Source organism: Thermovirga sp., assembly GCA_012523215.1.
Taxonomy (GTDB): domain Bacteria; phylum Synergistota; class Synergistia; order Synergistales; family Thermovirgaceae; genus 58-81.
Genome location: JAAYIZ010000037.1, coordinates 1 through 13139, shown reverse-complemented (window position 1 = coordinate 13139; position 13139 = coordinate 1). Strand labels below are relative to the sequence as shown.

Here is a 13139-nt window from a genome sequence, read left to right as displayed (position 1 = left end):
TGACCTACACTCCGAACGAGGACTACCACGGTACGGACTCCTTCACCTACACGGTGACGACGGCAGCGGGCAACACCGAGACGGCCACGGTGGACGTCACCGTCAACCCGGTGGTGGACGCCTTCGATGACGTTGCCTCAACCGACGAGGACACTCCCGTCGTTATAGGTGTTCTTTACAACGACACCTTTGGTCCCAACGCCGAGGTGACGTCGGTCACCCAGGGCTCTCACGGGACTGTCTCCTTCAACGAAAACGGGGATATGATCTACACCCCCGGTGATCATCTCCAGTCCCTCGCTGAAGGAGAGACCCAGACCGATACCTTCACCTATACCGTCACTACGGCTGCTGGCAACACTGAGACCGCCACGGTCACGGTGACGATCAACGGTGCCAACGACGCCCCGGAGAGTACACTTATTGAAGACCGGTCTGATTTAGACGCTGATGTAATAAGCCATGATGTATCGGGTCATTTCAGCGACCCCGACCTCTCGGACAAGCTTACTTTCAGCGCGGATGGTTTGCCCGCTGGTCTGAGCATTGACCCTGACACGGGCAAAATTTCTGGCACCATAGACCGTTCTGCGTCCCAGGGCGGCCCCGGTGATAACGGTGTCTACACGGTGACGGTGACGGCGACGGACCCTCACGATGCCAGCACGTCCCAGACGTTTGAGTGGACCGTTACGAACCCCGCTCCTGTTGCCAAACCCGACACGAACATTGTTTACGAGGATGCGCCGGACCAGGAAGGCCACGATGACAGCAATCCTGACACATCGATTGTGGCCGGCAACGTTCTTGACAATGATGAGGATCCCGATGGTGACGACTTGCGGGTGGATAGCGTCGATGGACAGGCGATCTCCAAGGGTGGTAGCGTGTCGATCGATGGCACCTACGGCACGGTGACGATCAACTCCGACGGCAGTTACACCTACGCCCTGGACAACACGAAGGATGTAATCCAGGCTCTTGCTCACAATGATCCTTATTTAACGGACACCTTCACCTACACGATCACCGATGATGAGGGAGGCAGTTCCAGTGCTACGTTGACCATTAGAATTCACGGCACGAATGACCCCCCGGAGATCTCCAAGGGAGAGGGCGACAATGATTCCGCAAGCTTCATCGAGACCAATGAAGGATTGGCTACTTCCGGCACCGATACCTTATCCCTGAAAGATATCGATACGACGAACACGGTAGAAACGAGCGTTGTAGAGGTAAAAACAACTGGCGGTACCTATACTGGCCCCTTGCCAGACAATCTTCTTGACATGTTAACCGTGAGTGGCGGGCTTGCTTCAGGAGAGACGGAAGGAAAGATCCACTGGACCTTCGACTCGGGGACCGAGGCTTTCGACTTCTTGCCTGCGGGCCAGACATTGATCCTGACCTACACCGTAAGAGCCACCGACAGCTACGAGGCCGACACTCATGACATCACCATCACCATCACCGGCACCAATGACGTGGGCGAGATCATCGACGACGCGGAAAACATCAATGAGGATGTCACCCTTACCGGTAATGTCCTGGACAATGATATTCCCGACCCGGATTATGGCGAGAGCCTGATCGTGAGTGGCTTCAAAGTCGATAGCGACGGAAACGGGGTCCAGGAGAATTATTTCGCCGGTGACACCGTGATTCTTAAAACCTCCACAGGAGGCGGTATAGGAACCTTCCAACTGAACGCCAACGGGAGCTACACCTTCACGCCTCACCCTAACTACAGCGGGCCTGTCCCGGAAATTAGCTATAAGGCTGGCAATCTTTCATTCGATGACTGGGCTACGCTGACGATTACGATTAACCCCGTCGCGGACGCGCCGAAGTGGGAAGTCCATAGCGGTGTAGAAACCAACGAGGATGAGATGATCCCCCTCAATTTCAAAATGCCTGCGATGACCGACAACATTGATGAAAATGGCGCTTTGCCCGGGGACTATCCTGAGAGGCTGGGTTTTATCGAGCTCCAGAGCGTCGACACCGGCGCGGAGATTTATAAAGGCGACGGTACCACCCTTCTTTTCACGGGGGCTAATAACACCATGACGATAGTCATCGTGGATGAGCAGGGGAACCTCGATACCACTGTCCACTACACCGATCTGACCTCGGATTCGAACTATGGGTCCGCGATCAAACTGACCCAGGCCGAATTCGAGGCATTGAAAATCCTCCCCCCCGCCGATCGTCATAATGATATCGACATGACCCTGAGGGTGACCAGTTATGAGACCGATGATTCCGGAAACCGGGACACTTCCGTTTCCGGGGCCGCCGCCTCAAGGAATATTCATGTCGAAGTTCTCGCCGTCACCGACGATGTCGACCTCAAGATAGACGGTTCCGACGATTCTTACAGCGCAACCATTGACGAGGACACGACACTTGACCTTTCATCGTTGCTATCGGCCAATTTCGAAGACCTCGACGGCAGTGAAAAGCGTTCCATCGTCATATCCAATCCGGAGGGCAACGACCCGATAGCCGTCAACGGCACTACCGTCAACGGCGGGTCCTCGATCACGATCAACGCCCCCGGCCTCAGCACTTCCACGTCGGGCTTTCCGGCCATCTCCATCGGGGGTGCGGCCAACATCAGCGGAGACCTCAAGGGCATTACCGTTACTCTCCACGCCCAGGATACCGACAGCGATTCTCCCGGCCATACACCCGGGGTGAAAACCGACAGCGTCACCCTGAACCTTTACGTCAACCCCGTGGCGGGCGATGTTGATGCCCCCCCGGTGAGCACCGAAGAGGATACAGCCGTGAAGTTCATGGAGGGCCTGGCGCTCACTGATACCGACGGAAGCGAAGTGATGGACAGCATCACCATAAAGGAGGTTCCCACCGGCTGGGTAATAAAAAACTCTGTCGGCACCGAAGTTCACACCGGCAACGGTTCATCGGACTACTCTGTCCCGACCGCTGATGTTTCCGACGGGAGTTACAAGAATTACACCATCACGCCACCGGCCCATTCGAGCGCCGATGAAACGCTCACTGTCTCCGTCCAGACCACGGACACCAAAGTTGTCGACGGAACCACCGTGACTTCGACCGAGACGGAAAACCTGGGTGTCAAGGTCACCGTGACGCCCGTGGCCGAGGTCGTGGGCGTCGACTCCGATGGTGATGGAACAGACGACCTCACGATGACGGCAGGCCATACCTACGGAGAGCAGGTGGAGGCGTACGAAGATGAATGGTTCGACCTGAACCAGGACAGCTTCAACCTAAAGGACGGATGGCACAATCAAGACGGGATCGATGTCGGCGGTACAGAAAAGACCTTTGCCCTCCTCACACCGGTACTTGACGGCGGCTCGGCCAACGGTTCCCGGTTCAGCTACTTTGACGGGACGGAAACCCATACGCTGACCTACAACGGGACCGCCGTGGAGATACCGATGGAGTACCTCGATACGGTCCAGTTCATGGCTCCGGAGCACGTCTCGGGACGTTTCGAGATCAAGGTCGAGGCAAAAACCATCGACACTGACCCGGATACAGGCGCCACCGACACAGCCGAATCGGGCAGCGCCACGCTGGCTAACCTGGTGGTGCTGCCCGTGGCCGACCAGGTCACCCTGGCTGTGTCCTCACCGTCAAGGGGGGAAGAAGATACGGAAATAGCCCTGAAGATAAGGCCGACCAGCAGCGACCCCTCAGAGACCTTTAACGTGACCATAGAGGATATCCCCGACGGAGCGATCCTGAAATACGGCGGGGATACGATCACCCCCGATGGGGGGGTAGTAACCATCGATAACTTTGATAGCAATGAATCACTCACTATTCAGCCACCCCCGAATAGCAACAAAGACTTCACCCTTAAGGCCAGCGCGGTATCCGTCGATACCCTCGACGATTACACTGACGAATCGGCTCTTTCCGAGATTCTGGATATCAATATAGTCGTAAAGGGGGTTGCCGATGAACCCGATGTCGCTGTCAAGGATCTTGAACGGACCGAAGACCAAGTCGACTCGGGGGGTGGCAGGATCAGCCTTTCCGAGATCATTACCAAGGCCGAGCTGACCGACACCGATGGCTCGGAAAAGCTCACGATGACCCTGACCGGCCTCGACCCGCAATTTACCATCGAAGGGGCCACTTTCCTCGGGGGGAGCGGGACGGGCCGCACATGGCTTGTCTGCCAGGCCGAACTCACCAACTCATCGACCTGTCCGAAGATCGTGGTTCCGGAAAATTACAGCGGGACCATCGATATGACCGTCCGACCGGTGACGACGGAAGATGACGGCCACTCCCACACCTGGAACCCGATAGACATTACCGTGACGGTCACGCCTTCACCGGAAGCGACCATGGCCCTTTCCACGACGACCTTCGAGGACACCCTTGCCAAGGTTGATCTGGGCATCCGGCATCAGCACGGCGACACCGATGAGGAATTGTCCTCCGTCTGGATCAAGGTCTCCGATGTGGAGGGGAAAGGTTTCACCCTCTGCTACGGCAATTCCACGGAGACCACCCTGGCCGATGCCGCCGACGGCCAGGCCGAGTCGGGAGTAGTCCTGGAGGATGGCTGGTACAAGCTGACCGGAGCCGCCATCGATAACGTCTACGCGAAAGGCGGCGCCAATGCTTCGGGGTCATACTCCTTCGACGTACGTTACGAAGTGACCGATCCATCCACCGACGATACGCTGCCATCAGTCTCGAGTCAGACCGACGCCACCTATACTTTGACGGTCCGGGCTGTTACCGACGCGACGGAAACAAGCCTGGGCGAATTCGGTTTCATCAACAACCCCGACAACGCATCGGTCGATGTCGATGGGACCACTGTAACAGCCGAAGGAAACACGTCGATCAGCATCCCCGTGACGGTCACCCAACTGCCCGATCCCGATGCCGGCGGACTGCCCGACACGGACGGCAGCGAGCGGCTCGTAAGGTTCGTCATCGATGGCGTGCCCGATGGAGTGAGGGTGGAAGGGGGGGTCTACATTGGCGACACCCCGGATCATGAGAACACCGGACAGTGGCTCATTGAGAAAAACGTCGCTTTCAACGGCACCGACCAAGTCACTGAGGACATAGTATTCCATCTGGAAGGAAGCAAAGTCCTGGTAGGGGGTTTGAATGAAACGATCACCATAACCGCCGTGACCCAGGACACGGATAGCTTCGACGTCTCATCGCAGGCGAACTGGACCCTCGTAACGTCCGATTCGGACCATTTCGATGATACCGGCGCAACGCAAGGCAGCCCGGCCCAGATTATCACTCATGGATTGACCGATGCCGGGGTGATGGAAGACACGCCTAAAGGGCTGAACGACCTCGTGGACTTCGAGATAACAGGGTCAAGCCCCTTCTCGATAACCCTGACGCACCTGCCGCCGGGAACGGTCGTAACGGGGATGACCCAGACCACTGTTGACGGGCAAACGGTATGGACGGCTTCCGGGACGGGGGGCAACGCCGAACTTCAGGCATTGCTTGACGACATCACCGTCACACCGCCGGAAAACTGGAACGACAACAACCACCAGGGTGATTTCTCCTTCTCGGTGCACCTGACTACCTACGCCGAGGGAGGACAGCAGCATGATCAACCTCTGACCGTATCACCGGCGATTGAACCCGTAACCGATCCGGCCCTCATCGAAGTCAGTGCTCCCGATGTAAATGAGGGCAACCACGTCCCCATCGCCCTGGTTCTTTCCAACAGTGCCGACGGTGAGTTCTCTAAAATCGTCGACGGGAAGCTTTATATAACCCTTAATGAATCCAGCATGGATTCTGTTGGGAGCCTTTGGCACGGGGGTTCAGAAATACATACCCAGCTTGTTTCCGGTATAGACGGTATCGCCGACGGTAATTATTTTGTTATCGACGGCGTCAGCATGGGCGAAACGATCAACCTGGAGTATCAGCCCTCGGGCCACGCTTCCGGCTCGGTTTCCCTCACCGCCTCGCTGGAGTCTCAGGAGTATGGGGCTGCCAATAGCATACCCACGACTGTAGATGACACTTTCTGGGTCAACGCCGTGAACAGTGGTTTTGAAGTCACGGCGGGCGACGTGTCCGGCGACGAGGATACCCCTATAGTGCTCAACATCGGGGGGAGCGGCCTGGTCGATACGGACGGCTCGGAAAGCACGATATCCGCGATTTTAAGCAATGTCCCCCTGGATCACCTCGTCATCGTCGGCGCTGATGCTGGATCGGCGGCCATGGCGGACAACCTCGGCGGCGACGGGCTCGTCAACAGCTGGTCCTTGCCCCTTGATGCATCGGGACAGTTGCCGGCCTACATGGCCATCCTGCCCCCGGAGAACTGGAGCGGGACTATCGAAGATATTGCCCTCACCGTCTATTCCGGTGAAAGTTCGCTGGAACCGACGGCCGATACGGCCACTTTCGATGTAGAGGTCGTACCCGTGGCCGACGGTGTGAACCTGCACCCGACCCTGACCTTCGGCACCGAGGGCGATCATATCCCGCTTAACCTGAACGCCACCATGATCGATAGCGACGGTTCCGAAACCGTGACGCTCTCGGTGCAAGGGCTGGGCCAGTACGCCGCCTTCCACGCTGGAGGGAGCCTCCTGCCCGACTTCACCTACGATTCGGGTTCGGATACCTACACCATCTCGGGGATAGATCAGGGATCGATCAATGATATTACCTTCATCCAGTCATCGGTCACCGGCCCCGTGACTGTCGAGGCCTACACGGTGGAGACAGCGAACAATGATGCTTCGGGCAAAACCTCGGGTTCCTTCCAGGTAAATATTTCGGAGGTCATGGCCACGGCGGGGAATGACACATTCCTCTACGACGGCACCCGCTCCTATGACGGCGGGGATGGGACCGACACCCTGGTCCTGCGTTACGGGGAGGATATCGATTTCAACACCGACTACGATATCAAGAACATGGAGATCCTCGACCTGGCCTCCAGCGGTTACGGTCATACCTTGGATAACCTTTCAGTGCAGGATGTTTTGGACATCACCGACGCCAACAACGATCTCTGGATACTCGGCGACGGTGGAGACAGCGTGAACATCGTCGATGACGGGGAATGGAGCATCTCGTTGGGATCACATGTTCAGGAAATCGGTGGAGTGGACATAACTTTCGACGTGTACACCCACGCGATCCTCAACGGCCTGGACGTGACCCTTTATATCCAGCAGGAAATAGAGGGACAGCTCATGCAGCCATAGGAATAGGAAGACAATCCAAGGCTATTGCCTGGAAAGGACACCAAAACAAGCCCGGCTGGACGGTAACCATCCAGCCGGGCTTGTTTGGGAAACTTGCCGGAGCGGTCGGGCAGTCGCCTTTTCCTTCCGGGCCGCCGTAGAGGTGCTCGCCGATGTCGTCCGCTTCGGCTTTGCCCTTCAGAATATCGCCGAATCGGGAGATCTTTATCCTGACGGGCAGCCTGAGGTCGTCCACCACCAGGTTGCCCTCTTTTATTTCCCTGGTCATCCTTTCCCGCTCCACGGGCCAGTAGCGCACCCCAATGGTGGGGGTGTCCCTGAAGAATCGGTCCAGCACTTCGTCGAGGTTTTTCGCCAGCGCCAGGGCCCGCAGGATGAAAAGGGGCCTTCCCTTTTTCCCCAGCCCCTGCAGTATATGGGCCTCCAGGGAGACCTCCTGGAGCACCTCCAGGGCCCTGCCCATCTCCTCTCCCGTGGCGTCGTCGAGGGACGCCTCCACGAGCCAGACTTCCTCCATGCCGTCCACCTCCTCCAGGAAACGCCCCATCTTGCTCCGTTTCAGGCCCTCCAGGTCCAGCGACACGACGGGGAAACCGATACCCCTCAGGGCCTCGACGATTCTCTCCCGGACGTCCCATAAACGGGGCAGGTCCTCCCTTTCTATCTCCAGCGAGGCCAGGCCCGGGGGGAAAACGCGGATTCTCGAATTATCAAAACCCTCTTCCGCCAGGAAAGCCTCACCCTTTTCTATTTTCCCGAGCAAGGCCCGCGAGACAGGGACCCCGGGGGGAAACCTCGTAGCGAGGCAAGGTGCGGCGGGCCTCTCGCTGTTGGGCAGACCGGCTTCCCTTGCCAGTTCGCGGAGTTCCTGCTTCGTGAGGCCCGCCTCGGCCAGGGGGTGGATTATCCCGTCCTCGGCGGCGGCCCTCGCGCCGGGCCGATTTTCTTCAAGGTCATCGGCCTGGAGGCCGTCGGCTATGAGAGTGAGCCCCGACTTTTCGGCATGTATTTTCGCCGCGCGGTGGAGGGCTTTCCTGCAGAAAAAGCAACGGTCAGGCGGGTTGGACAAAACGCCTGGAGCCAGGGTCACATCGATATCCTCGACATGGAGGTCCAGGCCGAGCCGTTCGGCCACCTCCCGGGCCAGGCGCACTTCATCCTCCTTGACGAGGGGGGTCCGGAACGTCAATGCCCTGACGGACCCCGGGGCCCCTTCCGAGGCCAGCAGGGCGAGGACGCCGCTGTCCACGCCGCCCGAGAGAAGCACCAGGGTCGAGGGGTTTTCCTTGAAAAAGGTCCGTACCATTTCAGCCTTGTCCAACGGGTTGCCTTCCTTTTTTCTTCATTTTGTCCCTCCTTAAGAAACGATACCACATCTTCCTCCCGGCGGCGCCGATACCGCCGGCATCCTTGGCGGTCGAAGCCCCGGGCTTGCGGAAGAGGCCGTTTCAATTCGTCTTTTGGGGGCCCTTTTTAGTATAATTAACTGCAGCCTCGGGGCTGGAGCCCTTTGAAGGGTCCCGCCCTGCGGAATGGAGCGGATTTTCCATGGATGAAAGAGAACTCCGCCTGCTGGCGGACAAGTTGAAAAGGAAGGAGATATCCGTCGACGCTTTCGTCAGGTCCCTGAAGGGGCTGCCCTTCATGGACCTGGGCGAGGTCAAGCTGGATACCCACCGGGGATTGAGGAACGGCTTCGCCGAGATCATCTATTGCCCGGGAAAGTCGAGGGAACAGCTCGAACGCGTGGCGGGGGCCCTGGCGGAATGCCCCGGCAAGGCCCTCTTCTCGAGGATGACGCCCGAGCAGCACCAGTGGCTCCTGGATATCCTCCCGGGGCTGGAGTACCTTCCGAAGGCCAGGATGGGCCGCCTGTGGCAGGAGGGGGAAGCTCCCTCGAGGGGCATGGCCCTCGTCGTCACCGGCGGGAGCGGCGACGTGCCCATCGCCGAGGAGGCGGCCGTCACCGCCGAGACGATGGGTTGCGAGGTCAGAAAGCTTTATGACGTGGGCATAGCGGGCATACATCGTCTGCTGGCCCATCTCGACGTGCTTTTCGATGCCGATGTGGTCGTGGCCGTCGCCGGCATGGACGGCGCCCTTCCGGGAGTCGTGGCCGGCATCGTGGGCTGCCCGGTGGTAGCGGTGCCCACCAGCGTGGGCTACGGGGTCGCCCTCGGAGGCATCGGCCCCCTGGTCACGATGCTCAACTCCTGCGCGCTGGGCGTATCGGTGGTGAACATCGACAACGGGGTGGGGGCCGGCTTCACCGCCGCGCTTATCGCCGGCAGGAGAAAAGAAAAGAACGGGGAAGGGGATCGCCAGGAATGAAAAAAACTCTGTACCTCAACTGTTTCTCCGGAATAAGCGGCGATATGACGCTGGGCGTCCTCCTCGACCTCCTGGGGCGGGAGGACCTGGAGACCTTTCTCGAGGGCCTGGCATTGAAGAACTACGAGGTCGGCGTGTCGCGGTCCAAAAGACGCGGTATCACCGGCCTGGATGTTCGGATCACGCCAGGTGAGGATCATCCCCACCGGGGTTTGACGGAGATCCTGGAGATCATTGGAAAGAGCGCCATCGGTCCGGGCGCGGCGGAAAAGGCTTCGGAAACCTTCCGGCTGCTGGCCGAGGCCGAGGGTGCCGTTCATGGCGTGGCTCCGGAGAAGGTTCATTTTCACGAGGTGGGGGCCGTCGATTCCATCGTCGACATCGTCGGGGCCTGTGTCCTGTTGGAAGCCCTCGATCCGTCCAGGGTGGTCATCTCCCCTATCAACGTGGGCTCGGGGACGGTTAAGTGCGCTCACGGCGAAATGCCCGTTCCCGCCCCGGCGACGGCAAAACTGCTGGAAGGGGTCCCCGTGTTCTCCCTGGGGGATCCCATGGAAAGGACGACCCCCACGGGAGCGGCGCTGGCGAGAGTTTTCGCCTCGGAGTTCGGCCCTATCCCTGCCGGGGTCATGGTGAAGACGGGTTACGGGCTGGGGGACTCGGATACGGAGCTGGCCAATGTCCTCCAGGGGACGCTGCTGGAGGAGATAGCCCCGAAAGCCGGCGATTCTCACCGTGGCCATGGCCGCGACGGGCATCACCACCGGCACTGAGGGCTTTTATTGAACGTCCTCGCCGTGGATCAGGACCGACGAGGAGGCCGTCTCCCAGACCTGGACCGAGTAGAGGGCGCAGTTGTCGCTTCTGACTTCCTTGTCTATCTGCCTCCAGATCCAGAGGGCGATGTTCTCGGCGGTGGGCTGGGGGATCGTGTCGTTCAGGAGCGAGTGATCCAGGCGGGACACCACCAGGCGGCCGACCAGCTCCTTGAGCCTCAGGAAGTCCATCACCATCGCCTCATGGTCGGGTTCGCCCTTGAGGGTCACCTGGAAACGGTAGGTATGGCCGTGCAGGGCCTCGCACTTTCCGTGGTAGTGCTCCAGCCGGTGGGCGGCGTCGAAAGAGAAATCCTTTTTCAGGTACATGGGTTTTCAACTCCTTCAGGTCGTGATCGCCTCGAGATTCCCTTCCGATTATAGATGAAGTCCTTTCATTCCTTCTTTCCGGCGACGGGAATAGATTCGTCGAATTACCCCTTGCCCAAATAGTTATTACGAAATAGAATATTCGTAATAACTTTATTATTCGAGGTGATGGCCTTGTTATTCTTCAGATCCTCCAGGTGCCTTGCTTTCATCGGTGTTTTGGTCCTTTTCGCGATCATGGGCGGGGGAGGCGCAAGTTTTGCTTCCCAGGTCACCGTGACCGATTCCTGGGGCAGGGAAGTCTCCATCCCCGAAAAGGTGACCCGGGTGATCTGCTCCGGTTCCGGGTGCCTGCGCTACCTTGTCTACCTCCAGGCCCAGGACCTGGCCGTGGCCGTGGACGATATGGAAAAGTCCCGGAGCATGTTCGAGTCCCGCCCCTATTTCCTGGCCCACCCCGAGTTGAGGGACAAACCCCTCTTCGGGGAGTTCCGGGGTTTCGACAATCCCGAACTGATCGTCGCCCTGGACCCGGCGCCGCAGGTCATTTTCAAGGTCAACGGCAAAATGGGGCATGACCCCGTGGAGTTGCAGAACAAGACGGGGATACCCGTCATCGTCCTCGAGCATGGCCAGCTGGGAGTCGAGAAGAGGGAGATGGACGAAACGCTCCTGATGATGGGGCGCGTGATCGGGAAGGAACGGAGGGCCAGGGAAGTCATCGCTTTTTTTGACGGGATCATCGAGGACCTGGGAAAAAGAACGGCCGACATTCCCGAGGACGAACGGCCCAGCTGCTACATCGGCGGGGTGGCCTTCAAGGGGCCCCACGGCATGACCTCCACCGAGCCGGCCTATCCCCCCTTCATGTTCGTAAATGCCAGGAACATCGCGGCCGATCCTTCGAAAAAGAGCTCCGAACAGCTCCAGCAGTCGACTTTCTCCACGGAGAGCCTGGTGTCGATGGACCCGGACAAGTTGTTCGTCGACCTTTCCACTCTCCAGGGAGGGGCGGAGGTGAACGGCCTCAACCAGTTGCGGTCCGAGGCCCCTTACCAGGTCCTGTCGGCGGTGGAAAGGGGCGAGATCTACGGCGTGCTTCCCTACAACTGGTACTCCCAGAACCATGGCTCCATCCTGGCCGACGCCTACTTCATCGGGAAGGTCCTCTACCCGGACCGGTTCGAGGATATCGATCCGGTGAAAAAAGCCGATGAGATTTATTCCTTCCTGGTGGGCAGGCCCGTCTTCGACGAGATGAACCAGGGCTTCGGCAGCATGGTCTTCGAGAAGATCGATCTTTCGACAATGGAGTAAAGACGAAATTGCATCTGGAAGAAGGGACCATCCCGGCGGGGTACGCGAAATACATCCGGACGAAGATCCTCCTCCTCCTGCTGGGGCTCGTCCTTCTCTTTGTGCTGGCGGTCCTGTCGATAGCCACGGGGCCCGTCAGCTACGACCCGCTGGAGGTGTTGAGGACCCTCTTCATGGACCACGTTTCGAGACAACTGGACGTGGTGGTCTTCAACATAAGGCTTCCCCAGGTCCTGGCCGCCATCCTGGCCGGTGCGGGGCTCTCGGTGGCCGGGGTGATCATGCAGTCGGTGCTGGGCAACCCCCTGGGTTCGCCCTTCACGCTGGGGATATCCCAGGCCGCGGCTTTCGGGGCGGCTTTTTCGGTGATGGCGCTGGGGTCGGGGTTCATGCAGAGCGCCGCCTCCGATGCCATCACCGTGGTCAGGCCGGGCATGACCACCCTTTGGGCCTTCGCGGCGGCCATGGCGGCCACGGGAGTGGTGATCGTGATCGCCAGGCTGCGCAGGGGTTCGCCCGAGGTCATGATCCTCGCCGGCGTGGCCATCGGTTCGCTGTGCACGGCGGCGACGATGTTCCTGCAGTACTTCGCCGACGACGTCCAGCTGGCGGCCATGGTCTTCTGGACCTTCGGTGACCTTTCCCGGGCCGGTTGGAGGGAGATAAGCATCATTTCCCTTGTAACAGGCGTTTGCTCCCTGTATTTCGCCTTCAATTCATGGAATTACAACGCCATCGACGCCGGGGACGAGACGGCCGCGAGCCTTGGCGTCAACGTCAGGGTGGCGCGTTTTCTCGGCATGAGCCTGGCATCGCTGGTCACGGCGGTGATCATCTCCTTCGTGGGCGTGATAGGCTTCGTGGGCCTCGTCTGCCCCCACATGGTAAGGCGCCTAATAGGCGACGACAACCGGTTCCTCATCCCGGGCTCCCTCGTAATGGGCTCCATCCTTCTCCTGGCGGCCGATACAACGGCCAGGATCATGATAGCGCCCAATGTCCTGCCCGTGGCGATACTGACGTCCTTCGTCGGGGCTCCCCTGTTCCTCTACCTCCTCGTCAGGGGGTACCGCCGATGATACTCGATGTCCGCGACGTCTCCTTCGGCTACAAC

General features: G+C 59.1%; 7 protein-coding genes. 5 read left to right on the top strand and 2 right to left on the bottom strand.

Translation table 11 applies throughout. The features are described from left to right. Positions 1-7232, top strand: a 7232-nt coding sequence (locus GX108_01220; protein ID NLO55667.1) for a cadherin-like domain-containing protein, incomplete at its 5' end; no start/stop codon positions are given. Here GX108_01220 and larE read toward each other — a convergent pair. Continuing rightward, positions 7219-8553 (bottom strand): ATP-dependent sacrificial sulfur transferase LarE, encoded by a 1335-nt coding sequence (gene larE, locus GX108_01215; GenBank protein NLO55666.1) that lies wholly within the window; start codon positions 8551-8553, stop codon positions 7219-7221. The two genes, GX108_01220 and larE, sit on opposite strands and share 14 nt — an antisense overlap. Before the next feature lie 227 nt (positions 8554-8780). On the opposite strand from larE, the gene larB reads away from it, so the two are divergent. Next, positions 8781-9563, top strand: a complete 783-nt coding sequence (gene larB / locus GX108_01210) for a nickel pincer cofactor biosynthesis protein LarB (GenBank protein NLO55665.1) — start codon at positions 8781-8783, stop codon at positions 9561-9563. After that, complete coding sequence (locus GX108_01205; GenBank protein ID NLO55664.1) at positions 9560-10336, top strand: LarC family nickel insertion protein; 777 nt, start codon at positions 9560-9562, stop codon at positions 10334-10336. The genes larB and GX108_01205 overlap by 4 nt, the downstream gene beginning before the upstream one ends. Before the next feature lie 6 nt (positions 10337-10342). Here the strand turns inward: GX108_01205 and queD are convergent, their stop codons facing one another. Beyond that, the gene (queD, locus tag GX108_01200; protein ID NLO55663.1) at positions 10343-10708 is read right to left on the bottom strand and encodes a 6-carboxytetrahydropterin synthase QueD; all 366 of its coding nucleotides are present in this window, start codon (positions 10706-10708) and stop codon (positions 10343-10345) included. Between the two features lie 168 nt (positions 10709-10876). Here queD and GX108_01195 point away from each other — a divergent pair, with 168 nt between their 5' ends. Further along, positions 10877-12025 carry an iron ABC transporter substrate-binding protein gene (locus GX108_01195; protein NLO55662.1) on the top strand — a complete coding sequence of 383 codons (1149 nt, stop codon included), beginning with the start codon at positions 10877-10879 and terminating at the stop codon, positions 12023-12025. Positions 12026-12033: 8 nt separating this feature from the next. Then, positions 12034-13104: an iron ABC transporter permease gene (locus tag GX108_01190; protein ID NLO55661.1), complete on the top strand. Its 1071-nt coding sequence runs from the start codon at positions 12034-12036 to the stop codon at positions 13102-13104. Positions 13105-13139 lie beyond the last annotated feature (35 nt).